Here is a 26,476-nt window from a genome sequence, read left to right as displayed (position 1 = left end):
CACTGAAACAGCGCCATTCAACCCGGTAGCTACTCCAGCCCTCCCGGGGACAGGATGGGGTGAAATGGCCCGGACACCGTCAGGGCAGGCTCAATGACCGGGCAGCACCAGATCGGACGTGCCTGGGCAAACCCAGCGCGGATACTCGCGCGATGTGTCGATGCAGCCGCCGTCGACGTACACGCCTTTCGGCTCCCGAAGCCGCAGCATTGTTTTGAGGATGCGCTCGACCTCTGCCGGATCATGCATCGAAGTTCGGACAAGCGCTTCAACGATCGTCTCGTCAATTTGCAATTCGCCTGCCTGATCTCGATAGGTCGCATTGCGCCAATGGAACAACTCCAGGCATTTCGCCGTCAGCGTGTACGGCTCGGCCCGTTTCCAGAAGTTGGTGAACAACCCGTCACCGAGGTAGAGCACCCAGGATCCCTCGTAACCGGTCACGTCCGATGAATGATCGTCAGGATTGCGGAACCAGGTTCGATCCCCGGGGACGAAATATTTGAGCGGCAACGGATCGCTCATGGAACCGTATTCGCGCAGAAAGACCTCGTGGAATTCGCCTGACATGATCGCTCTGGTTTCACCCTGATGTTGCAGGCAGCGCAACAATTCCGGGTTGCAGGTCATTGCTTCCTGAGCAATGCTGAGCAGAATGACATACTCGGTAGCACGATAACAGGAGAAAGAGTAGAGCTTCCCGGATTCGTCGGGCTGGGTCGCCTTCTGCAGCGCCGCGATCAGGGGCGTGCCGGGCAGCAGCGTGAACCCGCGATCTTCGGAATAGGTCCAGCAGTCAGCAGGCCGTTCCGCCTGGTTCGTGTCAAAGGCCAGCATGGTCTTGCGCGCCGCTTCGACGATGTTTTTTCTGATACGGACCGCCGACGCGAGTTCGTCATGACTCGGAAACCGAAACGCAACCGGACCCAGCAGCATGGCCAGCAGGATTTCCCGTTCCAGATCGCTGGAATTGCCCTGGGTGTCGAGATTGCGTACCTGACACAACTGCGTCGTATCACTGTCCGGCGCCCACTCGTTGGCGAACTCTTCACGAAGCTGGAACCGGATGCAGGGGCGCCCGGCATCCGGTTCGACAGCGCTCTTCACATATGGAGCGAGCCCGAGCGCTTCGAGTTGAACCAGGAAATTGCGTCGTGCCGCTTCGAGAACCTGTGCCGTCGCCCCGTGTAGCTGTATCCCCCCGAGAGCCGGTGCGCGGCCGTTGGCTGTACCGTTCATCAGGCCTGGACCTCGCTTTCACCCGCGGACGCAGTGTCGATATTCACCAGGATTCCCATCGCATTCCTTTGCATGCATCTCGCCCGAAAGGATGGGATATTACATGCATTTCATCGCGTAGGCACTTCGGCAAAACCTGCAAAAGCTGGGGCAACAAGGGGCGCATCTTACTGCGCGGATGAACACCGCGCCGCTTTGACTGATTCGCCCTCCCGCTGCGGAAGCAAACGTCGTTGACGTCCGCTTCAGTGCAGGAGATTCCCGGTGCCAAACAGCCCAATCAGGCCGATGACAATCAAATAAATGGCGACGATGTAATTTAACAAGCGCGGCATGACCAGAATCAGAATACCGGCAACCAGCGACACCAGCGGGGTAAGGCTCAAGTGGAGATTCATCGGACACCCTTTATAGAAGAGGATAGATCGACACATTTCAGGCGGGACGCCGCGGTGAGGTGGGCCCAGAGCATAACGCCCCATTTCCGCACCGGACCGAATCAAGATTGGACTGACTGATCGCATAAGCAGGGTACACGAAATCGATCGCCTTGATGCAAATCCGCAACCCATCTCAAATTCGGGTCAGCTATCATCTTGCATTACACGCCTGCATGGGGCAATAAGGACTGCCGTTATTTCCCAATATCCATAAACGGTTTCGTGGAAAAATAAATAATAGCGACAATGGCAGCCAAATAAACGGCAAACCGCAGCGGATTTTCCTTGATCACGTCAATGATGGTCCGCTGCCTGCCCGCCCTTTGCAGCTGCGCATATTCTTCCCTTACCCTGACCAAGCGCTCGCGCTGGTATACATCAATCAACGATCGGGCCTTCTCCAGCTGGGTCTCATCGTTCAACCATATTGCCGGCACAGAGATACCCCAGTTGCCTGCGGGGGTTTCGTAAAAATCAATCTCATCCGCCGTCAATAACGCACGAACGTCCTCTGCCTCATCATCGGGCACACCATTCAGGGCAAACAGTTTGGTTGGCATAGCGACCTCCTTTCTCAATTCGGTGCAGCAATATATCGCCGAGGGTTAAAGACAATGCATGGCTGCTGATACGCAGGCCCTGTTTTTGCCTTCTTGCAAATTTTTCGCCACCTGCTATACAGGTAATCCCTCATTTCTATTTGTAAGGATTAACCATGCGCCGCACAGCACTGGCAGTATTGCTTGTTGGTTTTTTTGCAGTTCCGGCCTTCGCAGCCAAGGAAATGCCGATCACCATCAAGCTCGGAGCTCAAAATAACTCGGGGGAAACGGGTACTGCGAAACTCACTCCTGAAGGTCACAAAACCAAAGTCGTCATCGAACTGTCGAATACGCCAGCCGGTGTCGCCCAGCCCGCGCATATCCATGAGGGTACCTGTGCCAAACTCGACAAGGCGCCAAAATGGAAACTGGAGCCGGTCAAGGACGGGAAATCGACCACCATGGTACCAGTCTCACTGGAAACCATTCTGAAAAACAAAACGGCAATCAACGTTCACAAAAGCCCTGCCGACATACAGGTTTACGTTGCCTGCGGCGATATCGTCCATTCCAAGTAACAGCAGCGTGCATTGGGCCTGGGTGCAGCCTTCAGCAGCATCAATGGGGCTGCGCCCCTTTAACCGGTCCGGTGTCAAAAACGAAACCCGCCTGAGCCTGCTGTCTAGCTGACAGCAGGCTCAGGCGGGTTCGCGTTACAAGCCTCGCCTCGTCAGCAATGCTACTCAAACTAGATGCGATCTCTTTGTCTGGCCGGATTGAGCCAGGCGAAAACAATCGCGCCCGACGTCATTTATTTTGAGAAAATGACCGCTTCGTAATGCTCAAGAAGTGGAATCATGGATACGGAACTGAACGTAAAAGATAGCAACGGAACCTCCCTCAATGAGGGGGACGCCGTGCAACTCATCAAAGATTTAAAAGTAAAAGGCACCTCCGTTACGCTAAAAAGAGGAACGGTCATCAAGAATATCCGCCTCACTGCAGATGAAGAAGAAATCGAGTGCAATGCAGACAAGGTCAAAGGCCTGGTGCTGAAAACCTGTTTCTTGAAAAAAGTTTAGTGCGCTGAATCAAGCCCAAGAAATAATCGTGTCTGAGCTCCGCAGCCCCGCTTTTCCGGCCAATCCGAAGGTAACCCGAAGGGACGGCGCAGCAGGATGGTCTGCCTTTGGGTTACCTTTTCTTGGCCAAGCAAGAAAAGATACCTAGCCGCCGGGCTACCCCCGGCACCCAAAATGTCGCACGCGAAGCGCACCTACGCTTGTCGTCCAAAGCAACTTCAGGCGGCCTTCATCGGAGGATCCCTAAGAAATAATCGAGTCTGACCCCATTATTTCATTATTTATTCAAAACAGCGTCGGAAACAGTATTGTTTGTGCGTTTCACGGCACCCATTCTACGATTTGAAACAGGATGGCCTGCCGCTGTACTTCGGGCGGGGTTGTTCAGAGCATCCTTAGCTTTGTAGCGCAGGATTACCGGCATCGTCAACTGGCCCTAATTTACTCAACAAAAAAGGCGCAGGGAACTGCGCCTTTTTCCTGTCTCCCATCAATCCCAGCTCAACGCCCCGCCGGTCTGATACTCGGTCACCCGGGTCTCGAAGAAATTCTTCTCTTTCTTCAGGTCGATCATCTCGCTCATCCACGGGAACGGGTTGCTGGAGTTGGGATAGAGTTCGTCCAGGCCGATCTGCTGGCAGCGGCGGTTGGCGATGAAGCGCAGGTATTCCTTGAACATGCTCGCGTTCAAACCCAGCACGCCGCGCGGCATGGTGTCTTCGGCGTAGCGGTATTCGAGTTCCACGCCTTTTTGCATCAGGACGCGGATTTCCTCGCGGAATTCGGGCGTCCACAGGTGCGGATTTTCCAGCTTGATAGTGTTGATCACGTCAATGCCGAAATTGCAGTGCATGGACTCGTCACGCAGGATGTACTGGTACTGTTCGGCGGCGCCGGTCATCTTGTTCTGCCGTCCCAGCGCGAGGATCTGGGCAAAGCCGACGTAGAAGAACAGGCCTTCCATGATGCAGGCAAAAACTATCAAGGACTTGAGCAGATTCCGGTCGTTCTCCGGGGTACCGGTTTTAAACTCAGAGTTGGTCAGGGTCTCGATGAACGGGATGAGGAATTCGTCCTTGTCGCGGATGCTTTGCACCTCGTGGTAGGCATTGAAGATTTCACCCTCGTCCAGACCCAGCGACTCCACGATGTACTGGTAGGCGTGGGTGTGGATGGCCTCTTCAAAGGCCTGGCGCAGCAGATACTGGCGGCACTCGGGCGCGGTGATGTGGCGATAGGTACCGAGCACGATGTTATTCGCGGCGAGGCTGTCGGCAGTGACGAAGAAGCCCAGGTTGCGCTTGACGATACGGCGCTCGTCTTCGGTCAGCGCGTCGGGATCTTTCCACTGCGCGATGTCGCGGCTCATGTTGATTTCCTGCGGCATCCAGTGGTTGGCGCAGCCAGACAGGTATTTGTCCCACGCCCATTTGTATTTGAACGGCACCAGCTGGTTGACGTCGGCAGTGCCGTTGATGATGCGCTTGTCCTCGGCGCGCACGCGCGCGGTGGCAGCGGCAACCGCGGCAAGCGGCTTCATGCCGGGCATGGCAGCTTGTGGTGCAGGGCTGGAGAAAGTGTCTTCAAAGCTCAGCATGGTGATGGTTCTCCTTCATTTATTTGACCGGGGCAGCGCCAGGGGTTCCCTGTGTCGCTGCGGTATTGCTGGTGGGTATCGTCTTGCTCAGCCCACTAAAGTTTTCCCTAAAAAGCGGTTTCACCACGGAGAATACGGAGGAAACCAAAGAATCTGGAATTCAAATGCATCCCATGCTCTCCCCGTGCTCTCCGTGGTTAACTGCTTTTCCAGGTTTATGCATGGCTGCTACTGGCACGATTCGCACGTCGGGTCATCTATCGCGCAGAACTTGACCTCGGTGGCCGGTTCCGTGGCTGCGGTCTGATGGGTGCTTGCGCCCCCTCCGGCGCTCACCGCGTTGAGCTCGCCGCCCTTGCCGGTGGATTTCTCCGCGCTGGTGGCACCCAGGGTGCGCAGGTAGTAAGTGGTCTTGAGGCCGCGCAGCCACGCCAGTTTGTAGGTTTCGTCGAGCTTCTTGCCCGACGCGCCGGCCATGTAGATATTCAGGCTTTGCGCCTGGTCGATCCACTTCTGGCGGCGCGAGGCGGCTTCCACCAGCCAGCGCGTTTCCATCTCGAACGCAGTGGCATACAGTGCGCGCAGATCGGCCGGAATGCGGTCAATGCGGGCCAGCGAGCCGTCGAAGTATTTGATGTCGCCCACCATCACTTCGTCCCACAGCTTCAGTGCCTTGAGGTCTTTCACCAGGTACTGGTTGGACATGGTGAACTCGCCCGACAGGTTGGATTTCACGTAGATGTTCTGGTAGGTGGGCTCGATGCTGGCCGACACGCCGACGATGTTGGCGATGGTCGCGGTGGGCGCAATCGCCACGCAGTTGGAGTTGCGCATGCCGTGCTGCTTGATGCGGGCGCGCAGGGCGTCCCAGTCGAGCGTGCTGGATTCATCCACTTCCAGGTAGCCGCCGCGTTCCTCGGCCAGCAGCTTGAGCGAATCCTGCGGCAGGATGCCGCGATCCCACAGGCTGCCTGTGAAGCTGGAATAGCGGCCGCGTTCGCTGGCCAGCTCGGTGGAGGCCCAGTAGGCGTAGTAGCATACGGCTTCCATCGAGCGATCGGCGAATTCCACTGCGGCATCGCTGGCGTAGGGCACGCGCATTTCATGCAGGCAATCCTGGAAACCCATGATGCCCAGTCCCACCGGGCGATGCTGCAGGTTGGAATTGCGCGCCTTGCCCACGGCGTAGAAATTCACGTCCACCACGTTGTCGAGCATGCGCATGGCAGTGTGGATGGTGCGCTGCATTTTTTCCAGATCGAGCGTCTTGCCGCCCTGGCCGTCGTCCTTGAGGTGCGCGACCAGGTTGACTGAACCGAGGTTGCACACGGCGATTTCGGTGTCAGACGTATTCAGGGTGATTTCGGTACACAGATTGGAGCTGTGCACCACGCCGACGTGGCTTTGCGGGCTGCGGATGTTGCACGGATCCTTGAAAGTGATCCACGGATGGCCGGTTTCGAACAGCATGGACAGCATCTTGCGCCACAGCTGGGTGGCGGACACGCGCTTGAAATACTTGATGTCGCCACTGACGGTTCTGGCTTCGTAGCGGGTGTAGGTTTCCTCGAAAGCGCGGCCGTACTTGTCGTGCAGATCGGGCACGTCGGATGGCGAAAACAGGGTCCACTCGCCGTTTTCCATCACCCGCTTCATGAACAGGTCGGGAATCCAGTTGGCGGTGTTCATATCGTGGGTGCGGCGGCGGTCATCGCCGGTGTTCTTGCGCAGTTCCAGGAATTCCTCGATGTCCAGGTGCCAGGTTTCCAGGTAGGCGCACACCGCGCCCTTGCGCTTGCCGCCCTGGTTCACCGCCACGGCAGTGTCGTTGACCACTTTCAGGAACGGCACCACGCCTTGCGATTTGCCGTTGGTGCCCTTGATGCGCGATCCGAGCGCGCGCACCGGGGTCCAGTCGTTTCCCAGGCCGCCCGCATATTTTTGCAGCATGGCGTTTTCCTTGATGGCCTGGTAGATGCCGTCGAGGTCGTCGGTCACGGTCGTCAGGTAGCAGCTGGACAGCTGGCTGTGCTGAGTGCCGGCGTTGAACAGTGTGGGCGTGCTGGACATGAAGTCGAAATTGGACAGCACCTGGTAGAACTCGATCGCGCGCGCTTCGCGGTCGATCTCGTTCAGCGCCAGCCCCATCGCCACACGCATGAAGAACGCCTGCGGCAGTTCGATGCGGCGCTCTTCGATATGCAGAAAATAGCGGTCGTACAGGGTTTGCAGGCCGAGGTAGCCGAACTTCAGATCACGCGCAGCATCCAGCGCCTGCCCCAGACGCGCCAGATCAAACTGGGCAAGGCGCTCGTCCAGCAGTTCGGCCGCTATGCCTTTCTTGATATAGCCAGCGAAATATTCCGCATACACGCCGGCCATGTCCGCCTGCAGCACGGTGCGTCCGAGCACCTCGTGGCGGATGGAATTGAGCAGCAGCCGCGCGCTGACAAAGGCGTAGCCGGGATCCTGTTCGATACCGGCACGCGCCGCCAGCACCAGGGCTTTTTCCACCTCGGCCATGGGCACGCCGTCGTACACGTCGCGCAACACGGTTTGCAGGATGGGCTCGGGGTTGATTTCGGCGCCCAGGCCTGCGCAGGCGGTGACCACCAGCGCATTGAGCGCGGCCATGTCCAGCGGTTTGCGCACGCCGTCTTCGGTCACGCTAATGGCATGCGTTTGCGCGGTTTCGGCTTTGTGGGCAGCGCGTTCCTGATTGCGTTTCTCGCGATACAACACGTAGGCACGCGCCACTTCGTGCTCGCCGGAACGCATCAGCGACAGCTCGACCTGATCCTGGATGTCCTCGATATGGAAAGTGCCGCCGTGGGGCTGGCGCCGCATCAACGCCTGCACCACCGCATTGGTCAGTCCGTCCACCATTTCACGGATACGCGCCGACGCCGCCGCCTGACCGCCGTGCACCGCAATGAACGCCTTGGTCATCGCAATCGCGATCTTGGACGGCTCGAAACTCACCACCGCCCCATTGCGCCGAATGATTTTGTAGTCGCCGTAGGCTGCTGGCTGGGCTGGCGCAGCGGTATCTTCAGAAGGGTTGCGCATCGGGCTATCGGTAGAAACTGGAGTGGCAAGCTGCATTGGGCGTCTCCCTGGGATTGGTTTTGGTTACGAACAGGTTATGCACAGCTTCTGCAATGAGTTACACACAACATATTGTGTCTCGCTGGCAACCACCCAACAAATTGTAGTAATCCTGCCGGCATACCGCAAGGACAAATTTGCGCTGTTTCTGGTGGATTTGAGGGAATTGCTTTGGAATCAAGCAGCTCGGACACCACTAAATTTTTTAGCCGATTGCGGTTAGTTGACGAGTCTGGCTATGATGCGCAAAAGGGACCCGCCATGACTACTAAAAACACCGCCATCCTGCTCATCAGTTGCCCCGACCAGAAAGGACTGGTCGCCGCCATTGCTGATTTTCTGTACCAGCACAACGCCAATATCCTGCACGCCGACCAGCATCAGGACGCTGAACTGAAGCTGTTCCTGATGCGCGTGGAATGGGATCTGGCCGGATTCGACCTGGACCTGAATGATTTTGAGCAGGAATTTGCCGTGACCGCCACGCGTTTCCAGATGCAATGGCGGCTGGCGCGTTCGGCTTACCGCCCCAAGCTGGCGATTTTCGTGTCGCGTTACGATCACTGCCTGGCCGACTTGCTCTACCGTTACCAGACCGGCGAACTCAACTGCGACATCCCGCTGATCCTGAGCAACCACACCGACACGCAATGGCTGGCCGAGGCCTACCAGGTGCCGTTCCAGCACATTGCAGTGAACAGGGAGGACAAGGCGGATGCGGAAAAAACCCAGCTTGCCCTGTTGCGTCACCATCATGTCGATTTCATTGTGCTGGCGCGTTACATGCAAGTGCTGTCGGCAGATTTTATCCGCCACTATCCCAATCGCATCGTCAACATTCACCACTCGTTCCTGCCCGCGTTTCACGGCGCGCGTCCCTACCACCGGGCGTTCGAACGCGGTGTGAAACTGATCGGCGCCACCAGTCATTACGTCACCGAGGTGCTTGACGACGGCCCCATCATCGAGCAGGACGTGGCACGCATCTCGCACCGCGATTCGCTGGATGACCTGATCCGGCGTGGCGCCGACCTCGAGAAAATCGTGCTCTCGCGCGCGGTGCGCTGGCATATCGAAAACCGCGTGCTGCTGTATGCCAACAAGACGGTGGTATTCGACTAAACCGGATTGTCCCGGGCCATCATCTCCAGCGCATTGCCATCCGGGTCATTCACATACACCGAGCGCGTGCCGTCACGGTGCGTGGTCAGCGTGCCAAAGCGCGCTGCGTCGTCCACCTGAATGCCGATGTGCGGCGGGTGTTGTGCAGGGATTACCAGCGCCATGCTGGTATTGGCGAATTTCAGCAGCGCCCAGGTCGCATCCTGATACGCCACCCGGCAAGCGAAATTGTCCTGATACCAGCGTACTGAGGCGGCTACATCCTGCACTGCAATGGCGAGGTGATGGATGCTGTCGAGAGTTTCCTGGGTACTTGCAACTGTTTCAGTCATGTCAAAAGCCTCCATTCAAGCGCTCGCGTCGAATCAATCTGGAAAAAGCAGTTAACCACAGGGAAAACATTAAGGCAAAAAGCAAGATCCGCGGCGCTTCCCTGAGCTTGATTTTTGCCTTTTGCCTTCCGTTTCAAACATGGCGACGCATCGGGTCAGGTTCAAGCGCGCATTGGGCCGAATCAGTCCATACCGAGCGCCAGCGCCGTTTTATCCACTATCCGGCGCAGCACAAAGCTGGAATGCACGCCGGTCACGCCCTCGATGCGGGTGATCCGGTCGAGCAGCAGCACCTGATAGGCGTCCATGTCGCGCACAATGACCTTGAGCTGATAGTCGGCGTCCTGGCCGGTGATGAGCAGGCATTCGAGCACTTCAGGCAGCGCGCCCACCTGCGCCTCGAAATTGGCAAAGCGCTCCGGTGTGTGGCGATCCATCGAGATATGGATCAACGCCATCAAGCTCAGCCCGAGTTTTTTGGCGTCGAGCAGGGCATGGTAGCCGGTAATCAGCCCGGACTCCTCCAGCGCACGCACCCGACGCAGGCAGGGCGAGGCTGACAGACCGATACGGTCGGCCAGATCCTGATTGCTGATGCGGCCTTCCTGCTGCAATACCGCCAGCAGGCTGCGATCATAGCGGTCGAGTTCCATTGCATGGCCCTTTGGTAGTTAAACAAACAATATGTTTTAAGTATATTTAATAAAATGGCAATTATATTGCCATAAAAATCCAATCATAGACATATAACGCAAGCACATGCCATCTGCTTTGCCTTAATATTTCTCCTGCCCGTCTACCGCGGACGAAGGCAGCACGCAGCGCCACAAGCGCAGCCAGGATGACGCGCAACATGACTAGGAGAGAAACCATGCAAGCCTTTGACCACCGTAAATACCACCCCACCCCGGCACCGCAGATGCGTAACCGCCAGTGGCCGAATCGTACCCTCACCCGCGCGCCGCGCTGGTGTAGCGTGGACTTGCGCGATGGCAACCAGGCGCTGCTGGAGCCGATGAACGTGGCGCAAAAGCAGCGCCTGTGGACGCTCCTGGTCAAGCTCGGGTTCAAGGAAATCGAAGTCGGTTTTCCGGCTGCCAGCCAGCCCGACTTTGACTTCGTGCGCTGGCTGATCGAGGCGCACGCGATTCCGGATGACGTCACCATTCAGGTACTGGTGCAGGCGCGTGAAGCCCTGATCGTGCGCACCTTCGAAGCACTCAGGGGCGCAAGGCGCGCGATTGTGCACGTTTATAACTCCACCTCACCGGTGCAACGCGAACGCGTATTCGGGCTGGATCGCGACGGTGTCACCGCGATTGCGCGTCAGGGTGCCGCATGGGTCCAGCGCGAGGCGCAGAAATACCCGGCCACCGCGTGGACGTTCCAGTATTCGCCGGAGAGCTTCTCCAACACCGAAATGGATTACGCGGTGGAAATCTGCGAGGCGGTGCTGGACGTATGGCAACCCACGCCCGGGCAGCCGTGCATCATCAACCTGCCGTCTACCGTGGAGAGCAGTACGCCGAATATATTCGCCGACCAGGTGGAATATTTCGCCACCCATATCAGCCGGCGCGACAGCATCATCATCTCGCTGCATACCCACAACGATCGCGGCTGTGCGGTGGCGGCCGCCGAACTGGGCGTGCTGGCCGGTGCCGATCGCGTCGAGGGCACCCTGCTCGGCAACGGCGAGCGCACCGGCAACATGGACATCGTCACCATGGCGATGAACCTGTACAGCCAGGGCATAGCCCCGCAGCTTGACCTGTCCAACCCCGACGAGATCATCCAGGTCGCCACCGAATGCACCGCGCTGCCCGTGCACCCGCGCCACCCGTGGGTGGGCGAGCTGGTGTACACCGCGTTCTCCGGCAGCCATCAGGACGCCATCCGCAAATGCCTGCAGCGACAGCAAGCCGAGGAGCCCTGGCAAGTTGCCTACCTGCCCATCGACCCGCAAGACCTGGGGCGCGATTATCAGGCGGTGATCCGCGTCAACAGCCAGTCCGGCAAGGGCGGCGTGGCGTTTGTAATGGAGCGCGATTACGGCCTCAGCCTGCCGCGCTGGATGCAGGTGGAACTGGCGCAAGCGGTGCAGCGCGCCAGCGAAGCCGACGGCGGCGAAGTGGACAGCGCACGCATCCACGCCCTGTTCATGCAAACCTTCGTCAACGACCACACCCGCGTCAGCCTCAAGGGCTACCGCCTGGATCGCAACGGCGGCCACGACACCCTTGCTGCGCAGATCATGGTGGATGGCCAGACCCAGCTGATACAGGGCCACGGCGAAGGCGCCATTTCCGCCTTCGTACAGGGCTGGATGCGCCACAGCGGCCAGCACATCAACGTGGTGGATTACAGCGAACACGCCATCGGCAGCGGCACCGGTGCCGAAGCCGTGGCCTACATCCAGCTCAATCTCAATGGCCAGCGCGTGGCCGGTGCCGCGTTCGATCACGACACCGTGAGCGCCTCGCTCAAGGCGGTGTTGTCGGCGTTGAATCGCGTCAGCGTGGGTGAGGCGATCCTGCCAGCGGCTCTATCCCCGGCAGCGTCATGAACGCCTGCTCGCGCAGGGTATCGACAAAATCCCGATGAAACGCCCGCGGCGCGTCGCTCGCCCGCGCGGCAGTGTAGAGTCCGCTCCACAAGCCCTTCTTGCCGATCGGCCGCGCCACCACGTAGCCGCGCTCGAGAAAAGGCTGCACCGCCCAGGCGGGAAGCGCGGCCAGCCCCTTGCGGCTGGCGACGAGCTGCACAATTGCGATGGTGAGCTCGGCCAGGCGCCGCTCCGGATTGACCCCGGCCGGTTTCAAGACGCGTCGCACCACGTCGAGCAGGCGGTCCGGTGCCGGGTAAGTAATCAATGTATCTTGCGCAAAATCTTGCGCGCTTAAATAAGCCCTGGCCGCCAGCGCGTGGCCGGTCGCCATCAGTGCCAGCATTTCGTAGCGGAATAACGGGCTGAACGCCACGCCTTTGTGACGCGCCGTTTCCGATACGATCACCAGATCGGCTTTGTCTTCCGCCAGCAATGCCAGGGGATCGGTATGAAACCCGCCCACCAGATCCATCTCCACCTCCGGCCAGTGCGCGCGGTAGGCGTCCATGCCCGGCATCAGCCAGTCGTAACAGGTGTGGCACTCTACCGCGATGCGCAGCCGCCCCGGCTGGTTGTCCTCGGCCAGCCGCGCCAGGTCGCGCCGGGCAGCCTCCATTTTGGGCAACACCTCTTGCGCCAGTTGCAGCAGGCGCACCCCGGCCGGGGTGACACGCAACGGTCGGCTGCGCTCGAACAGCACTACGCCGTAGTGCGCTTCCAGCGCCACCAATTGATGCGACAGCGCCGACTGGGTCAGGTGCAGACGGGTGGCAGCGCGGGTCAGGCTGCCGGTTTCATTCAGCGCCTCGATCACGCGCAGATGCTTGAGTGTGAGCATGTATTAGTTTAATTCATATAAAACAGTAAAATTACTCGTTTGTATCATAAAGCAAGACGTCGCATCATGCATGACACTTTCAAATCTGGACCAGCCACCATGACCACCATCCATACCCTGGGCTTTCCCCGCATCGGCAAAAACCGCGAACTGAAATTCGCACTGGAAAAATTCTGGCGCGGCGAGATCGATGCCGACACGCTGGAAGCCACTGGCCGCGAACTGCGCGCGCGCCACTGGCAGCTGCAAGCCGACGCCGGTCTCGACTTTGTCAGCGTAGGTGACTTTGCCTACTACGACCAGGTGCTCAATCACATTCAGCTATTGGGTTGCGAACCGGCACGCTTCGGCTTTACCGGGCAGGAAACCGAGCTGGCGCGTTATTTCACGCAGGCACGCGGCGTGGCAAGCGCGGCGAAACCCTGCTGCGGCGGTCATGCCGAAACCGGCGATCAGGGCCCCAGGGCACTCGAAATGACCAAGTGGTTCGATACCAATTACCACTATCTGGTGCCGGAATTCACTGCGGACACGGTTTTCAGACTGGCGTCCGAACGCCTGTTCAACGAAGTGAGGGAAGCGCAGGCGCTCGGACATAAGCTTAAAGTCACGCTGCTAGGCCCGCTGACTTTCCTGTTTCTGGGCAAGGAGAAGGCTGCCGGCTTCGACCGCTTGTCGTTGCTGGACCAATTGCTGCCGGTCTACGGCGAAATCCTGGTGCGCCTGAAGAACCAGGGCGTGGAATGGGTGCAGATGGACGAGCCCATCCTGTGCCTGGACTTGCCGCCAGCATGGAAAGCCGCGTTCGAACCCGCCTACAACCGTCTCAACGCCGCCGGGATAAAAATCCTGCTGGCCACCTATTTCGGCGCGCTGGACGACAACGCCGTGCTGGCCTGCACGCTGCCGGTGGCGGGCTTGCATATCGATGCCGTGCGCGCGCCGCAACAGTTGACCACCGTGCTCGACCGCCTGCCGCACTACAAGGTGCTGTCGCTGGGCGCGATTGACGGGCGCAACATCTGGCGTGCTGATCTCGACCAAACACTGGCATGGGTGGCAGCGGCGCACGCGAAACTGGGCGACCGGCTGTGGATTGCCCCGTCGTGCTCGCTGCAACACGTGCCGGTGGACCTGGCGGGGGAAGACAAACTCGACCCAGAATTGCGCGCATGGCTGGCGTTTGCGGTACAAAAGCTGAATGAACTGGGTGCGCTGAAACTGGCGCTGGACCAGGACATCGGCGCCGCCGACCTGGCGTATGCCAACGCATTTGGCGCATCGCGCGCTGCCGCCGCCACACGTCGTACCAGCCCGCGCGTACACAACCCGGCGGTGGCTGCACGCCTGGCTGCGTTGCCGCAGGATGCCGACCGGCGCGCCACACCGTTCAAGACACGCCAAGCCAAACAGCGTGCGCGCTTCAACCTTCCCGCTTTCCCCACCACCACCATCGGTTCATTTCCGCAGACCAAAGAAATCCGCGCCGCCCGTGCCGCCTTCAAGCGCGGCGAGCTGTCCGCAGCGGATTACACCGAGGCGATACAGCGCGAAATCAAACTGGCGGTGGACAAGCAGGTCAGCCTCGGGCTGGACGTGCTGGTACACGGCGAGGCCGAGCGCAACGACATGGTGGAATATTTCGGCGAGCAGCTGGCCGGCTTTGCCTTCACCCGCAACGGCTGGGTGCAAAGCTATGGTTCACGCTGCGTGAAGCCACCGGTCATTTACGGCGACGTGTCGCGTCCCACGCCGATGACCGTGGACTGGACCGTCTACGCCCAGAGCCTGACCAGCCTGCCGATGAAAGGCATGCTCACCGGCCCGGTCACCATCCTGCAATGGTCGTTCGTGCGCGACGATCAGCCGCGCAGCGACACCGCCCTGCAAATCGCGCTGGCGATCCGCGATGAAGTGGCTGACCTGGAAGCCGCCGGCATCGGCATTATCCAGATCGACGAACCGGCCATCCGCGAAGGCTTGCCGCTGCGCCGCGGCGACTGGCAGGACTATCTGGCCTGGGCCGGGCGCGCGTTCCGCATTTCCGCCTCCGGCGTACGCGACGAGACGCAGATTCACACCCACATGTGCTATTCCGAGTTCAACGACATCCTGCCCGCGATCGCCGCGCTCGACGCCGACGTCATCACCATAGAGACCTCGCGCTCGGACATGGAACTGCTGCGCGGCTTTGGCGATTTCAAATACCCCAATGAAATCGGTCCCGGTGTATACGACATCCACAGCCCGCGCGTGCCGTCCAGCGCAGAGATGACGCGTCTGCTGAAAAAAGCCGCCGAGGTGGTGCCGCCGGAAAATATCTGGGTCAACCCGGATTGCGGCCTGAAAACCCGCGCCTGGCCGGAGACCGAAGCCGCGCTGGCCAATATGGTGCAGGCTGCCCGGGAGATGCGTGCAGCCCAGTAAAACATGCGCAGAAACAGCGACCCTCAAACGCCCGGCGCCGGACGAATGGCTGTCCGGCGCCGGGCGTTTGAAATTCTGGAATATTCCTTCCTGTGACTGATTAACGCCCGACTCATCCACAAACCGGCTTCAAAACCGCCTAGTGTACGTCACCGCACAGACCTGCCTCGCTGCATCTCTTAATGTGCATTGATGCGATACGCGCCCCATGCATGACCATCCATCAACAGGAAAAATGCAAACATTTCATCCGATGTGTCTTGCCAAAAATCATGGAGTGTCAATAGCCGTCAACGCATCTGCATATGCCCTTAGCCGGCAAACCGAGTTAATCACCAAGGAGATCGATCATGAGCAAAGACAAAACCATGAGGAATTCAGGAAAAAATCCACAGAAAAAGGGCGCAACCCCGAACGCGCACTCACAACATGCGGCCGGCGGTGAGTTGCACCAGATCGCGGGCGGCGAGCACCCCGCGCTCACCACGAACCAGGGCGTCGCACTTTCCGATAATCAAAACTCGCTCAAAGCAAATCCGCGCGGCCCTGCGCTGCTGGAGGATTTCATCCTGCGCGAAAAAATCACCCATTTCGATCACGAGCGCATTCCGGAGCGTATCGTTCATGCGCGTGCCACAGGCGTGCATGGATACTTCGAGCTGACCACTTCATTAAAGCAATACACCACCGCCAGGATACTCACCGAGGCAGGTGAGAAGACACCCGTGTTTACGCGCATATCGACTGTCGCAGGCGGCGCGGGTTCGGTCGACACCCCGCGCGACGTGCGCGGGTTTGCCGTGAAGTTTTACACCAGGGAGGGCAACTGGGACCTGGTCGGCAACAACATCCCGATTTTCTTCATCCAGGACGCCATCAAATTCCCCGACCTCATCCATGCCGTAAAGATGGAACCCGACCGCGGCTTTCCGCAATCGGCAACCGCGCACGACACGTTCTGGGATTTCATTTCGCTCACGCCAGAATCCATGCACATGGTGATGTGGATCATGTCCGATCGCACCATACCGCGTTCGCTTAGAATGATCGAAGGCTTTGGCGTACATAGTTTCCGGCTGATTAACGACGCCGGCGAATCAACCTTCGTCAAATTCCACTGGCGCCCCAAGCTCGGCTTGCAGTCCACCATTTGGGATGAGACCGTCAAGATTTCCGGCGCTGATCAGGACTTTCACCGCCGCGATATGTTCGAGGCCATCGCGGCGGGTAATTTCCCCGAGTGGGAATTCGCGGTTCAGCTTTTCACGCAGGAGGAAGCGGATAAATTTCCGTTCGATCATCTGGACGCGACCAAGCTGATTCCCGAGGAACTGGTGCCCTTGCAGGTGATCGGCCGCATGGTGCTGGATCGCTGGCCGAACAACTTCTTTGCTGAAACCGAACAGGTTGCTTACTGCCCTTCGCATGTCGTGCCAGGCATCGATTTCTCGAATGACCCACTATTGCAAGGCCGTTTATTCTCCTATCTCGACACGCAGCTTTCACGCCTGGGTTCGCCCAATTTTCACCAGATCCCGGTCAATGCACCCAAATGCCCGTTCGCCAACCATCAGCGCGACGGACACATGCAGATGGCGCAACCGGCGGGCCGGGTGGGGTATGAGCCCAACTCCTTGTCTGAAAACTCGCCACGCGAAACGCCGGTCAAGGGCTTTCATAGCGCTGCGGTAACTGAAACGGGCGAGAAAGGCCGCATCCGTGCCGGGAGCTTCGCCGACCACTACAGCCAGGCGCGGCAGTTCTATCTCAGCCAGACCACGTATGAGCAGGCGCACATCGCCTCGGCCTTAGTGTTTGAGCTTTCCAAGGTCGAACATGTACACGTGCGCGAGGCCATGGTCGGCCACCTGCGACATATCGAAGCAGACCTCGCCAAGCGGGTCGCCGCGGGTCTTGGGTTCGACAAAATGCCCGCTGCGCCGGTGGCCGCCGCGCCGGTGCAGGAGATGGAGCCTTCGCCCGCATTGCAGATCATCGGCAAGATGAAACCCACGCTCATGGGGCGCGCGATTGGCATCCTGATCGCGGATGGTTCAGACGGCGCTGTCATCAAGAAGATTAAAAAGGCCGCGACCGATGCGGGCGCTAGCGTGAAGCTCGTCGCCCCCAAAGTGGGCGGCGCGAAGCTTGCCGATGGCTCGATGCTGGCGGCTGACGGACAACTGGCTGGTACGCCTTCTGTACTATTCGACGCAGTCGCTGTCATCCTCTCCGACGCAGGCGCAAAGGCACTGTCGGTGGAAGGCGCCGCCATCGATTTCGTGCGCGACGCCTTCGGTCATCTCAAGGCAATCGCCGTCGACAAAGGCGGCCAGGCGCTTTTGAAAATGGCGCATGTCGGACAAGACGCGGGCATCGTGGATAGCAACGACAAAGACGCCTTTATTGCTGCGGCAAAGACGCGCCAATGGGACCGGGAAAAATCCGTTCGAACCTTGGCATAAGCGCCGGTTGCGTAGAGCGTGTTCTGTCCGGTCAAGCCCACATCGATCTGATTTCAGCCTGAGTCTCCGCAGCGCGCACCAGTTGGTGCAGGCGGGTAAGCCGGGTCAGGCTGACTGAAGTTCGCGCCGGGCCCGGCCCAGTACGCGCCACGCTGAGTGCAGAAACAATGCGGCGATACCCAGTCCCACCACCCAGTCCGGCCAGGGATGATGAATCACGGCTACCAGGGCGGCAGCAGCCAGCACGGAAACATTCGCGACAATGTCGTTACGCGAGCACAGCCACACCGAACGCATATTGATGTCCTCGTCGCGGTGACGGGTGAGCAGGCGCAGACACACCAGATTAGCGGCCAGCGCCAGCACACCGACTGCGCCCATGGTGGCCGCTTCCGGGGGCACGGCGCTGAACATGCGGTATGCAATCTGCCCCAGTACCAGCAGGCCGAAACCCACCATTACCAGGCCCTTGGCCAGTGCCGCGCCCGCCTTCCAGCGCAGTCCGCGCGCCACTGCGTAGAGGCTCAGCGCATACACCAGCGCATCGCCCAGCATATCCAGGGAATCCGCCATCAATGCGGCGGAACCCGCCGCCAGCCCGGCGCCCAACTCGACCCCGAACATGACGCTGTTGATCAGCAATACCCACTTCAGGGTGCGCGACTGGCGCGCCTGAAGCCGATCGATGGCACAGGCGCTATCTTCGCAGCAGGCCATTCATGTATCCTTATCAAGCTGCAAATTCGGCGACGTAGCCAGGCGTGCGCAGCATCTTGTTGACTTCTCCGGCGTGCAGTTCCTCCACGGCGATGAGTTCGCGCGCATATTCTTCCAGCAATACCGATTTTCCCTGAGCCAGTTCGAGCAATTCGTAGTAAGTGGCCAGCGCAGCTTGCTCGTGCTCCAGCGATTCGCGCAGGATGGCGCCGATGTCGTGCTGGTGGGTCTCCAGTAGCGGTCCGATACCCAGCGAGGGATGGCCGCCGAAGTGGGTAATCAGTTCGCCGGCACGGCGCGCATGGAGCAGTCCTTCATCGCCCTGTTCGGTGAGCCAGCTCACAATCGGGATACGGTTATAACCGTAAATCATCAGCGCGTAATGGGTGTAGCGCACCACGCCGGCGAGCTCCAGTTCCATGATGCGGTTGAGCAGCGTAATGGCTTTTTGCTTGTCCTCAGTTTGCATGATTTTCTCCTTGGCTGTGAAACACCGGTCACCCGGCGGGGCGGGAAGCCCTGCTTTGCCATGCGTATCCGCCCGGAATAACAGGCGCGGGCTTCCCGAACTAACAGCATTACTCTAGAACATATAGCCTACACCCAGGTTGAAGCGGTCTTTTTTGTTGTCGGTTTTGTAGTTTTGATAATCGGCTTTTAACACCACTTCACGGCTCAGGTTGAAGTTGGCACCGGCTGTCACTACCGTCTCGTTATTCAGCGGATTGGCGGTATAGCCCGCATCCACGCTGCCCTGGGTATTGTAGCGCTCGTAGCGCACAAACGGACTCAAACGCATGTCGCCTTTTTTCCACACATGGTAGGCAGCCTGACCGTACCAGCCATAGAAGGACTTGGGCGCCGCGTTGCCGGAGCCCGGCGCAATCCCTGCGGCATTGTTAATGGCCAGGGTATCGCCCAGCGTGCCGCGCGCGTACAGCGCCTGCAGTTCGAGGTCGCCCACGCTGTATTTGCCGTGGATATCCCACAGGGTCATGCGTGCATCCTTGCCAGCCAGCAATGCACTGGGTGTATCACCGACGCCGTTCTGGGCGGTATTGCCGCTGAACAGCCCGCTACCGATACTCCAGCCGGGCTGACGGTAATTGAGGCCCGCATACAGCGCGAGGTCGTTGGCGGCCGCCTTGAAGCCCTCCGAGCGCATGCCGCGTACGCCGCTGCTCGCGCCCGAGTATTTGCTGGCATCCAGACTGGTGGCGATACCCGCGTTGTATTCCAGCGCGTTATCCAGAACGCGGCCCTGCAAGCCAAAGCCCAGTTCGCGCCAGGTGGAGGGAATGATGCGCGACTCCACTTCGTTACGTTCAGCACCGTAGAAAGTGGGGGGCTCGTGGGTTTCATTGAGAAAACCCAGCGGCATCAGCATCAGACCGGCACGCAGGTTGGCTGAAGGCGTCAGCCCGTATTCGAGATAAGCCTGTTCCATGGCCAGTTCGCCCTGGCCCGATTCCACCAGCGCGTGTTCGACTTCCAGCTCGGAATACAGGCGCAGCCTGTCGTTGAAGCGGTGGCCGAAGAACAGCACGAAGCGCCTCAGGTCGGCCTGGTCCTTGACCGAGCCGTCGCGATAATTGTTATACACGGCTTCGCCGTAACCACCGATGCTGGTGTCATCCGCACGCGCCGGCGCGGCACTGGCAACGGCGGCCTTGACGGCGTTGTCCACCTGCTTTTCGCGCGCCGCCTTTTCGTCGGCCAGCTGTTGCTTGAGCGCCGTCATTTCCTGTTGCAGCTGATCGAGTTTTTGTTCCAGGCTGATGGCGGATGACTCAGCGTGGACGTTGAACGAGAGTGTGATGAGGGTCGCCAGAAGCGCCGGTTTCAGTTTGGGGTGATGCATGGTTTTTCCTTTCGGCAGAGCAAGCGGTGTTCGGCTGGCTGGCGACGCTGAAAGGCGTGGGGCTGGCTGGCGGGTTGAGATATGTATCTGGAGCAGATACGGGCTTAAAAACAGTTTGCGGCGCGGCGCGGCCGCGCTGGATGTGCAGCACCAGCATCAGCGGCAATGCCAGCCCGACCACCCAGTGCAGCAGCGGCAGCCAGGCTGCGTTGGCATCGGTGGCAAAGTAATACAGCGCGTAGCCGGTGAGTGACAGCCATAACAATACGGTCTGCAACAAAAAACCCGTGCTGCGGTTTTTGTGCAAATGCCAGGCGCGACGGGTGTGGATAGGAAGTACGGAGCCAGCGGCTACCAGCATGGCAAACCCCATCAGCCCATGCAGGCGCAGCCACCAGATTTCCAATGGGTGTGCAGTTGCACCGAATTCACCCGGCGCGCGCAGAAAATAATGAAACCCCAGCCACAGCGCGCCCGACAACCACAGCAGCGCGAACACGGCATACAACACGCGCTTGTGCGGCCCGGCAAAACGAATTGGCAACGGCAAGTGTTTATACATGGCGTGCCTGTCCGGGGTCGCTGGCGACACCCCAGCGCGCACGCCAGCCGGGCTGGCCGGTTGCGGCGCTATCGAAGATGCGGCAGCCGCCGGTCAGCGGGTCGTTTTCCAGCATCAGCGCACGCGCATTGAAACGCATCAGCACAGCGCCGGCCTGGGCGGGGTCGGCGTGCACGACCTTGGTCAGCGCATCGGCGGTCATGCAGTCTTGCGCCAATACGGTGACGCTGCGCTCCACCCCGCACGCCTCACGCGTGTGCGGGTGAATCAACGGCGTGATCATGCGTCCGCGATGACGACGCTGGGTGTAGTAACCGGCGGAGGTGGCCGCGGCACCTGCACGCAGTTCAACCAGCGGCACGATGCTGGCGGGCGCGCCTGGGTGGCGCGCATGCAGGGTCTGCGTGGTAGCGCCGAACAGGCGCAAATCGCCGCCGGCGTTGACCCGCCCTGCGCTCATGCCTGAATCCATCAGTGCCTTGACCGCCAGGTCCACCGCATAACCCTTGGCGATACCGGAAACATCAATGCGCAGACGCCGCAGCAGGCGCACCCGGTTGTCCGGCAGCAGCGCCACATGGCGCCAGTTACCCTGGCCGGAAATACGCGGGAAATCGGCATGACGCGGCAGAAAACCCAGTTGCGTCAGCGTCGGTGCAATGGTGATGTCGAACAGCCCGTCACTCGCTTCGGCCATTTCCCGGGCCGCAGCCAGCACCCGCCAGGTGTGTTCATACACCGGCACCGGGCGGTCGAAAGCGCAGCGATTGATGCGTGATACGTCCGAATCTGCAGCGTGATAACTCATCAGCGTGTGCACCATTTCCACCGCCTGGAAAGCGCGCTCAATCCCAGCCTGTACCCGCTCCGCGGTCGCGCCGATAGCAGCAATTTCCACCAGGGTGCCGAGCAGCGGGCGGGCGCGCAGATGTTTTACGCCGGGCTGCGGGTGCAGCAGGGCTGCATCAACCGGTGCATTCACTTCAGCGCCGCCACGTAGGTCGCCAGCAGCCGCTTGACCCCATCGGTGATGTGCTTGCACGACAGCGTGGCGCCGCTGATGTTCTTGATGTCCTCGTCCAGCTTCAACGTGTCGCCGGCCTTCTTGCCGGTGAATTGGGCACGCCATTTGGGATTTTGTACCTCGCCGCCGTGGGTTTCGCGGTAATCGAGGATTTCCATCCCCTTCACTGCGCCATCCAGGTCAACGGCCACGGCGTAGGTAATGAATTCGTGCTTGCCGTAGACTTCATCCAGCATGAACCAGCCCGTCGCCTTGCCGCCCTGTTTGGCACGCCAGGCGTTGACCTGCGCCGTGCGCACGCGCACACCCGAGGCGGATTCGATCGCACTACGCTGGGCGGCGCTGAGCGTGACGGGCTTGGCCACAAACTGGTCGGCGCCTGGAAACAATACCTTTTGCGCCTGCTCCACGCTCAGATACTGCACCGCGAATGCGGGCGCAGACGCCGCGGCTGGCAGAATCAACGCCGGAATCATCAGCCAGCGGTCGAGATTGCTCATGTTCATTCCTTAAAAATTGAAACCAAGCTTGACACGGACTTCCTGTTTGGTTTTTTCTATCAGGTGCAGACCGGTGTCGTTCTGTGCCGCAAATTTCTCCCCGCCACCGCGCAGCTGGGGCAGCCAGCTCAAGGTAAACCACCCGTTTTTGTCACCATAATGAATATTCGGCCCGGCCTGTACCGACCAGCGTTCCTGCCCCACCTCGGTTTCAAATTCGCTGTCGTAAAGCGCCTCCGCACCGACAAACCACTTGGGCGCGATACGATAGGAGACGCCCGTTCCCGCCAGGATGCCGATTTCCATTTCGGGCCCGGTAGGCCAGTCAAAACCGGCAGGCAGGCCATTGATCGGCTTGCGCTTGGCATAGCTGCTCTCCAGCCCGAGGTTACCCACCCAGATCAGCTGATCGTCGATAAAATTCTTTTGCGCCAGCAGCCAGGTCTCGACCGTGTACTTGTCTTTCTTCTGCCCGGAATGCGGATCCAGCGTGCTGTAGGCGCCGGACACATAGGCCGCCAGACCGAAATCATCCTTGGCCGGACTCAGAAAATTATACTTGGCCGATACTTCCAGACCCGACAGCTTGAGCCCGGAACTTTCATCCTTGGGGATATAGCCGTCGATCAGCAAACCCTGGGTACTGACCGACTGCCCCAGCAGATAAGCGGCGCTGGTAAAACGGTCTGTCACACCGTATTCAAGCTCGGTCTTGCTGTCATACCCGGTATAGTCGCCAGCGCCCTTGTCCCAGCGTCGCGTCACATGCTGTACCAGCTCCGCAGCCCCCTTGGGCAGCGTTTCTGCGCCCCTGAGATAGCCAAACAAACTTTCATCGGCACCTGCCGCACCGGAAAATAAAAACAGCGCAGCCGCGCCACTTAACCCTGTGGCTTTTAAATATTTCATGGTCCATTCCCTGACAACACAGTTAAAAACCTGGCTGGCTTGCCCGGGATCGGGCTGGCTGGCGAAACAGCGCCGGCGACAAAACGCCCGCGGCAACACACTTACATCTGGCTTTGCAGCCAGTTCTGGATGCCGACTTTCTGCATCACATCGAGCTGGGTTTCCAGCCAGTCGATGTGCTCTTCGGTGTCTTCCAGAATATGCTCGAACAATTCCCGTGAACCGTAATCCTGCACGCCCTCGCAGGCGGCAATCGCCGCCACCAGCGTTTCGCGCGAGCCCAGTTCCAGCCTGAGGTCACAGGCGATACATTCTTCGGTTTTTTCGCCGATCATGAGCTTGCCGAGTTCCTGCAGGTTGGGCAGCCCTTCCAGGAACAGAATGCGCTCGATCAGCAGGTCGGCGTGCTTCATTTCCTCGATGGATTCGTCGTATTCGTGCTTGCCGAGGCTGCTGAAGCCCCAGTTCTTGTACATGCGCGCGTGCAGGAAATACTGGTTGATCGCGGTCAACTCGTGCTGTAGCTGACGGTTGAGCCACTGAATGATGTCTGCGTTGCCTTTCATGTTTGCCTCCTCAGGCTGCTGCCTCGTATAGACGGCCAGGTTCAATGGATGCGTATTGCATCGTGCTTTGCTGTTGTACAAGCGCCTGTTCCAGCACCTCCTTGGCGTGACCTGCACACTTGCCGCATTGCGCGCTCACCCCCAGTCCCGCTTTCAGATCGCGCATCCGGCACGCACCCTGGCATACGGCCTCGCGGATTGCGCTATCGGTCACAGCCTTGCATATACAGATATACATGGTGAATGCCCTTTTGCCTACTTGGTCAGAATCAGTTTGCCGTTGCGGGTACGACGCAGCCGGTAATGCTCGCCCTGATGGGTGATAAGCACCTCATCATTCTGTGTGAACAAAGATTCACTACGGATCGGCAATGTCCGGTCGAGTACCAGATAACGCCTTTGACTGTTGGAGGCGGCGCCATCGCGTACTGAAATACTGTTGTGCTGGTCCATGATCTCACTCGCACCAGGATTGTTAATAGGAATGATTCGCAATATTACACACCTTTTCCAAGTGCGCAAGTATTTTTGAGAACGATTCTTATTTGTTTGCGGACAGGCCATCCAGACGCTGCCAATCAAAATGGGCTCCGGGATCGGTTTTGCGTCCCGGCGCAATGTCGGAATGACCCACAATATCGATGCCAGGATAGACAGTTTTGAAGAGCGCAATCAGCGCAGCGAGTTGTGCGTACTGAGCATCGCTGAACGGGGTGTAGTCATCCCCTTCCAGCTCCACGCCAATGGAAAAGTCGTTGCATTTCTCCCAGCCGCGCCAGCTGGATATGCCTGCGTGCCAGGCGCGTTTGCCGCAGGGCACGAACTGGATGATTTCACCCGCGCGGCGGATGAAGAAATGCGCAGACACGCGCAACGGATGAATGCTGGCGTAGTAAGGATGAGCGGCAGGGTCGAGGCGGTTGGTGAATAAGGCTATCACGCCATCGCCGCCGAATTCACCCGGCGGCAGCGCGATATTGTGCACCACCAATAGGCGAATATCAGCCGGGTTGGGGCGCCAGTCGCAGTTGGGTGAGGCGATGAAACGCACGCCGGAAACCACGCCGTTTTGCTGCAGCTTCATCAGGGCTCCTCGTGCGCCGGCGCGGATAAGGCCCGATCGATCGCGTCTGCGAATTTCACCGGGACCGGCTCAACCTGCAGCGGCGCATGGAACTGCCCGTCCACAAACAGGAACAGGCTGGGCAGATGAAATACCTCGTATTCGCGCGCCAGTGCGGTGCTTTTCTGTACGTCCACCTTGTACAAATGCGTCGCGCGTCCGGCAGCAAGCCGGGGCAGCAGTTGCTCCAGGCGCCGGCAGCCGCCGCAATCCGGTCCGCTGAACAGCACCAGGCTCACCCCGTTGCTGCGAGCGATGCGCGGGTGAAAATCGAATTCAGTGAGCTCGACCAGGTTCATTTATTCAATCAGTGCCACAACCCGCTCCAATGCACCGGCCTGCGTTTGCAGCCAGGCTTTGGCCTGCGCGGCAAGCTGCTGGCTGTAGGCGGGGTCGTCAATCAATTTTCTGGCGTGCGCAAAAATCTGTTCGTTATCGTCGCCCGCCAGCACCACTCCCGCCTCCAGCGCTGCGGCCAGCAGCGGATGATCACGCTGGGCAGGGCCGACAATCACCGGCCTGCCATGCAGCACGGGCGAGGCGATATCCGGCGCATTGCGGGCGTGGCGATGCAGCGTGGCGCCTGCCACCACGAAATCCACGCAGGCATACAGCGCCTCCAGCGGGTACGCGTCTTCGACATAGTAAACCCGGGTCTTGATCGGTATAAAGGAAGTGGACAGGCGGCCGTGCCGAATGGTTTGCAGGCGGTATTTGATGGACTCCCGATACACCGGCTCACAACGTGCCGGATCGCGTGGCGCAAGAATCATCAGGCCCATCTTGTGGCGCATCAGGCGGCTGAAAATGGCATACGCGAGGTCTTCCTCATCCTCGTCCGTACCCGCAAAATAGCCTACCCAGCGCCCTCCCTCACGCTGCTCCTTGAGACGCTCGCACAGAGCCGTATCCGTCACGATTTGCGGCAACTGCTCAACACCGGCGAGTGGATCGCCGGTAACAAGTGCGTTCGGCACACCCATTCCATCCTGGGCAACCGTCACCGCCCGGCAACCCACCTGTGCAGCATGCGCGTCGCGGGCGTTAATCCACCAGGCCGGACAGCCTGCCGCTTGCACCAGCCCGGCATGACTGCCGTCCAGACCCAGAATAATCAGCCGCTGCGGGCGAATTTTCTCCAGTTTGGCCTGCGCTTTATCCGCCTCGGCGGGGAGCGCCAGATAAGGTAATCCACCTGCGTAGCTGCCGGCATCGGCCAGCGCCAGCGCCACGTTGCCGAACCGGGCTTGTAAAGTATTGAGCAAGCCGGTTGCGCGCGCCAGTGCGGCAGCCTCTGTTACCACCAGCGTACTGCCCGCCAAACCTGCGGGCAGTTTGTTGAAACCGAGTAAATCCAGCAAACCCATCAGGCAATCCGTTCATACTTAAAAGACCCAACTTTACGGGATAAGGC

27 protein-coding genes are annotated in these 26,476 nt (G+C 59.4%); 6 read left to right on the top strand and 21 right to left on the bottom strand.

Going from position 1 to position 26,476, the window contains the following annotated elements:
* Nucleotides 1-90: 90 nt before the first annotated feature.
* From GZH91_RS04415 to GZH91_RS04405, 3 genes are all read right to left on the bottom strand, one after another.
* Nucleotides 91-1,239, bottom strand: a complete 1,149-nt coding sequence (locus GZH91_RS04415; protein WP_161984169.1) for a hypothetical protein — start codon at nt 1,237-1,239, stop codon at nt 91-93.
* A 245-nt stretch (nt 1,240-1,484) separates the two neighbouring features.
* Nucleotides 1,485-1,637, bottom strand: a complete 153-nt coding sequence (locus GZH91_RS04410) for a DUF3096 domain-containing protein (protein WP_147071233.1) — start codon at nt 1,635-1,637, stop codon at nt 1,485-1,487.
* A 236-nt stretch (nt 1,638-1,873) separates the two neighbouring features.
* Entirely contained in the window at nt 1,874-2,239 is a 366-nt protein-coding gene (locus GZH91_RS04405) for a DUF6164 family protein (RefSeq protein WP_147071235.1), read from the bottom strand.
* Between the two features lie 155 nt (nt 2,240-2,394).
* On the opposite strand from GZH91_RS04405, the gene GZH91_RS04400 reads away from it, so the two are divergent.
* Both GZH91_RS04400 and GZH91_RS04395 read left to right on the top strand, forming a co-directional pair.
* On the top strand, nt 2,395-2,799 hold the full coding sequence (locus GZH91_RS04400) for a hypothetical protein (protein WP_147071237.1): 405 nt from the start codon (nt 2,395-2,397) through the stop codon (nt 2,797-2,799).
* Nucleotides 2,800-3,078: 279 nt separating this feature from the next.
* Entirely contained in the window at nt 3,079-3,303 is a 225-nt protein-coding gene (locus GZH91_RS04395; protein WP_147071239.1) for an alkylphosphonate utilization protein, read from the top strand.
* A gap of 490 nt (nt 3,304-3,793) precedes the next feature.
* Here GZH91_RS04395 and GZH91_RS04390 read toward each other — a convergent pair whose 3' ends face one another.
* Nucleotides 3,794-4,900 carry a ribonucleotide-diphosphate reductase subunit beta gene (locus tag GZH91_RS04390; RefSeq protein WP_147071241.1) on the bottom strand — a complete coding sequence of 369 codons (1,107 nt, stop codon included), beginning with the start codon at nt 4,898-4,900 and terminating at the stop codon, nt 3,794-3,796.
* 228 nt (nt 4,901-5,128) lie between these two features.
* A complete protein-coding gene (locus GZH91_RS04385) occupies nt 5,129-8,005 on the bottom strand; it encodes a ribonucleoside-diphosphate reductase subunit alpha (RefSeq protein WP_147071243.1) in 2,877 nt (958 codons plus the stop codon).
* 264 nt (nt 8,006-8,269) lie between these two features.
* On the opposite strand from GZH91_RS04385, the gene purU reads away from it, so the two are divergent.
* Nucleotides 8,270-9,130, top strand: coding sequence for a formyltetrahydrofolate deformylase (gene purU / locus GZH91_RS04380; RefSeq protein ID WP_147071245.1), 861 nt, complete (start codon nt 8,270-8,272; stop codon nt 9,128-9,130).
* Here purU and GZH91_RS04375 read toward each other — a convergent pair.
* The gene (locus GZH91_RS04375) at nt 9,127-9,462 is read right to left on the bottom strand and encodes a VOC family protein (RefSeq protein WP_147071247.1); all 336 of its coding nucleotides are present in this window, start codon (nt 9,460-9,462) and stop codon (nt 9,127-9,129) included. The genes purU and GZH91_RS04375 overlap by 4 nt on opposite strands.
* 182 nt (nt 9,463-9,644) lie before the next feature.
* On the bottom strand, nt 9,645-10,115 hold the full coding sequence (locus tag GZH91_RS04370) for an Lrp/AsnC family transcriptional regulator (RefSeq protein WP_147071249.1): 471 nt from the start codon (nt 10,113-10,115) through the stop codon (nt 9,645-9,647).
* 218 nt (nt 10,116-10,333) lie between these two features.
* Between GZH91_RS04370 and leuA the strand changes: the two genes are divergently transcribed.
* A complete protein-coding gene (leuA, locus tag GZH91_RS04365; protein WP_147071251.1) occupies nt 10,334-12,028 on the top strand; it encodes a 2-isopropylmalate synthase in 1,695 nt (564 codons plus the stop codon).
* On the opposite strand, the gene GZH91_RS04360 is transcribed toward leuA, so the two are convergent.
* Nucleotides 11,976-12,908, bottom strand: a complete 933-nt coding sequence (locus tag GZH91_RS04360; protein ID WP_147071253.1) for a LysR family transcriptional regulator — start codon at nt 12,906-12,908, stop codon at nt 11,976-11,978. The genes leuA and GZH91_RS04360 overlap by 53 nt on opposite strands.
* 99 nt (nt 12,909-13,007) lie before the next feature.
* On the opposite strand from GZH91_RS04360, the gene metE reads away from it, so the two are divergent.
* Together metE and GZH91_RS04350 are read left to right on the top strand one after the other, a co-directional pair.
* Entirely contained in the window at nt 13,008-15,335 is a 2,328-nt protein-coding gene (metE, locus tag GZH91_RS04355) for a 5-methyltetrahydropteroyltriglutamate--homocysteine S-methyltransferase (protein WP_147071255.1), read from the top strand.
* Between the two features lie 350 nt (nt 15,336-15,685).
* Entirely contained in the window at nt 15,686-17,800 is a 2,115-nt protein-coding gene (locus tag GZH91_RS04350; RefSeq protein ID WP_147071257.1) for a catalase, read from the top strand.
* Between the two features lie 105 nt (nt 17,801-17,905).
* On the opposite strand, the gene GZH91_RS04345 is transcribed toward GZH91_RS04350, so the two are convergent.
* The 13 genes from GZH91_RS04345 to GZH91_RS04285 all read right to left on the bottom strand — a co-directional run bounded on the left by GZH91_RS04345 (nt 17,906) and on the right by GZH91_RS04285 (nt 26,429).
* Nucleotides 17,906-18,517, bottom strand: coding sequence for a cation transporter (locus GZH91_RS04345; protein WP_147071259.1), 612 nt, complete (start codon nt 18,515-18,517; stop codon nt 17,906-17,908).
* Nucleotides 18,518-18,530: 13 nt separating this feature from the next.
* A complete protein-coding gene (locus tag GZH91_RS04340) occupies nt 18,531-18,986 on the bottom strand; it encodes a ferritin-like domain-containing protein (protein WP_147071261.1) in 456 nt (151 codons plus the stop codon).
* A gap of 114 nt (nt 18,987-19,100) precedes the next feature.
* The gene (locus GZH91_RS04335; protein ID WP_147071263.1) at nt 19,101-20,378 is read right to left on the bottom strand and encodes a porin family protein; all 1,278 of its coding nucleotides are present in this window, start codon (nt 20,376-20,378) and stop codon (nt 19,101-19,103) included.
* Nucleotides 20,308-20,940, bottom strand: a complete 633-nt coding sequence (locus GZH91_RS04330) for a DUF4405 domain-containing protein (protein ID WP_147071266.1) — start codon at nt 20,938-20,940, stop codon at nt 20,308-20,310. The genes GZH91_RS04335 and GZH91_RS04330 overlap by 71 nt, the downstream gene beginning before the upstream one ends.
* A complete protein-coding gene (locus tag GZH91_RS04325; RefSeq protein ID WP_198415396.1) occupies nt 20,933-21,922 on the bottom strand; it encodes an FAD:protein FMN transferase in 990 nt (329 codons plus the stop codon). The genes GZH91_RS04330 and GZH91_RS04325 overlap by 8 nt, the downstream gene beginning before the upstream one ends.
* Nucleotides 21,919-22,464, bottom strand: coding sequence for an FMN-binding protein (locus tag GZH91_RS04320; RefSeq protein WP_147071268.1), 546 nt, complete (start codon nt 22,462-22,464; stop codon nt 21,919-21,921). The genes GZH91_RS04325 and GZH91_RS04320 overlap by 4 nt, the downstream gene beginning before the upstream one ends.
* Nucleotides 22,465-22,473: 9 nt before the next feature.
* A complete protein-coding gene (locus GZH91_RS04315; protein ID WP_147071270.1) occupies nt 22,474-23,373 on the bottom strand; it encodes a DUF6662 family protein in 900 nt (299 codons plus the stop codon).
* Between the two features lie 101 nt (nt 23,374-23,474).
* Nucleotides 23,475-23,939 (bottom strand): bacterioferritin, encoded by a 465-nt coding sequence (gene bfr, locus GZH91_RS04310; protein WP_147071272.1) that lies wholly within the window; start codon nt 23,937-23,939, stop codon nt 23,475-23,477.
* Nucleotides 23,940-23,949: 10 nt separating this feature from the next.
* On the bottom strand, nt 23,950-24,177 hold the full coding sequence (locus tag GZH91_RS04305; protein ID WP_147071274.1) for a bacterioferritin-associated ferredoxin: 228 nt from the start codon (nt 24,175-24,177) through the stop codon (nt 23,950-23,952).
* A 17-nt stretch (nt 24,178-24,194) separates the two neighbouring features.
* The gene (gene hemP, locus GZH91_RS04300) at nt 24,195-24,392 is read right to left on the bottom strand and encodes a hemin uptake protein HemP (RefSeq protein ID WP_147071276.1); all 198 of its coding nucleotides are present in this window, start codon (nt 24,390-24,392) and stop codon (nt 24,195-24,197) included.
* A gap of 88 nt (nt 24,393-24,480) precedes the next feature.
* Complete coding sequence (gene ampD, locus GZH91_RS04295; RefSeq protein WP_147071277.1) at nt 24,481-25,023, bottom strand: 1,6-anhydro-N-acetylmuramyl-L-alanine amidase AmpD; 543 nt, start codon at nt 25,021-25,023, stop codon at nt 24,481-24,483.
* Nucleotides 25,023-25,361, bottom strand: coding sequence for a thioredoxin family protein (locus GZH91_RS04290; RefSeq protein WP_198415395.1), 339 nt, complete (start codon nt 25,359-25,361; stop codon nt 25,023-25,025). The genes ampD and GZH91_RS04290 overlap by 1 nt, the downstream gene beginning before the upstream one ends.
* Complete coding sequence (locus GZH91_RS04285) at nt 25,362-26,429, bottom strand: 3-deoxy-D-manno-octulosonic acid transferase (RefSeq protein WP_147071279.1); 1,068 nt, start codon at nt 26,427-26,429, stop codon at nt 25,362-25,364. It lies immediately after the preceding gene.
* Nucleotides 26,430-26,476 lie beyond the last annotated feature (47 nt).

It is taken from the genome of Sulfuriferula plumbiphila, from assembly GCF_009938015.1.
Taxonomy (GTDB): Bacteria; Pseudomonadota; Gammaproteobacteria; order Burkholderiales; family Sulfuriferulaceae; genus Sulfuriferula; species Sulfuriferula plumbiphila.
The sequence above is the reverse complement of the archived record's forward strand: the minus strand, read 5'-3'. Positions and strand labels throughout refer to the sequence as shown.

Bases quoted from the DNA above. Each gene is read 5' to 3' on its own strand.
- GZH91_RS04335 (WP_147071263.1), bottom strand. From the start codon at position 20,378: ATGCATCACCCCAAACTGAAACCGGCGCTTCTGGCGACCCTCATCACA.
- GZH91_RS04410 (WP_147071233.1), bottom strand. From the start codon at position 1,637: ATGAATCTCCACTTGAGCCTTACCCCGCTGGTGTCGCTGGTTGCCGGT.
- GZH91_RS04360 (WP_147071253.1), bottom strand. From the start codon at position 12,908: ATGCTCACACTCAAGCATCTGCGCGTGATCGAGGCGCTGAATGAAACC.
- leuA (WP_147071251.1), top strand. From the start codon at position 10,334: ATGCAAGCCTTTGACCACCGTAAATACCACCCCACCCCGGCACCGCAG.
- bfr (WP_147071272.1), bottom strand. From the start codon at position 23,939: ATGAAAGGCAACGCAGACATCATTCAGTGGCTCAACCGTCAGCTACAG.
- GZH91_RS04390 (WP_147071241.1), bottom strand. From the start codon at position 4,900: ATGCTGAGCTTTGAAGACACTTTCTCCAGCCCTGCACCACAAGCTGCC.
- GZH91_RS04395 (WP_147071239.1), top strand. From the start codon at position 3,079: ATGGATACGGAACTGAACGTAAAAGATAGCAACGGAACCTCCCTCAAT.
- GZH91_RS04290 (WP_198415395.1), bottom strand. From the start codon at position 25,361: ATGAACCTGGTCGAGCTCACTGAATTCGATTTTCACCCGCGCATCGCT.
- GZH91_RS04285 (WP_147071279.1), bottom strand. From the start codon at position 26,429: ATGGGTTTGCTGGATTTACTCGGTTTCAACAAACTGCCCGCAGGTTTG.
- GZH91_RS04340 (WP_147071261.1), bottom strand. From the start codon at position 18,986: ATGCAAACTGAGGACAAGCAAAAAGCCATTACGCTGCTCAACCGCATC.
- GZH91_RS04375 (WP_147071247.1), bottom strand. From the start codon at position 9,462: ATGACTGAAACAGTTGCAAGTACCCAGGAAACTCTCGACAGCATCCAT.
- GZH91_RS04370 (WP_147071249.1), bottom strand. From the start codon at position 10,115: ATGGAACTCGACCGCTATGATCGCAGCCTGCTGGCGGTATTGCAGCAG.
- GZH91_RS04315 (WP_147071270.1), bottom strand. From the start codon at position 23,373: ATGAAATATTTAAAAGCCACAGGGTTAAGTGGCGCGGCTGCGCTGTTT.
- GZH91_RS04405 (WP_147071235.1), bottom strand. From the start codon at position 2,239: ATGCCAACCAAACTGTTTGCCCTGAATGGTGTGCCCGATGATGAGGCA.
- ampD (WP_147071277.1), bottom strand. From the start codon at position 25,023: ATGAAGCTGCAGCAAAACGGCGTGGTTTCCGGCGTGCGTTTCATCGCC.
- purU (WP_147071245.1), top strand. From the start codon at position 8,270: ATGACTACTAAAAACACCGCCATCCTGCTCATCAGTTGCCCCGACCAG.
- GZH91_RS04350 (WP_147071257.1), top strand. From the start codon at position 15,686: ATGAGCAAAGACAAAACCATGAGGAATTCAGGAAAAAATCCACAGAAA.
- GZH91_RS04385 (WP_147071243.1), bottom strand. From the start codon at position 8,005: ATGCAGCTTGCCACTCCAGTTTCTACCGATAGCCCGATGCGCAACCCT.
- GZH91_RS04320 (WP_147071268.1), bottom strand. From the start codon at position 22,464: ATGAGCAATCTCGACCGCTGGCTGATGATTCCGGCGTTGATTCTGCCA.
- hemP (WP_147071276.1), bottom strand. From the start codon at position 24,392: ATGGACCAGCACAACAGTATTTCAGTACGCGATGGCGCCGCCTCCAAC.
- metE (WP_147071255.1), top strand. From the start codon at position 13,008: ATGACCACCATCCATACCCTGGGCTTTCCCCGCATCGGCAAAAACCGC.
- GZH91_RS04345 (WP_147071259.1), bottom strand. From the start codon at position 18,517: ATGGCCTGCTGCGAAGATAGCGCCTGTGCCATCGATCGGCTTCAGGCG.
- GZH91_RS04415 (WP_161984169.1), bottom strand. From the start codon at position 1,239: ATGAACGGTACAGCCAACGGCCGCGCACCGGCTCTCGGGGGGATACAG.
- GZH91_RS04305 (WP_147071274.1), bottom strand. From the start codon at position 24,177: ATGTATATCTGTATATGCAAGGCTGTGACCGATAGCGCAATCCGCGAG.
- GZH91_RS04330 (WP_147071266.1), bottom strand. From the start codon at position 20,940: ATGTATAAACACTTGCCGTTGCCAATTCGTTTTGCCGGGCCGCACAAG.
- GZH91_RS04400 (WP_147071237.1), top strand. From the start codon at position 2,395: ATGCGCCGCACAGCACTGGCAGTATTGCTTGTTGGTTTTTTTGCAGTT.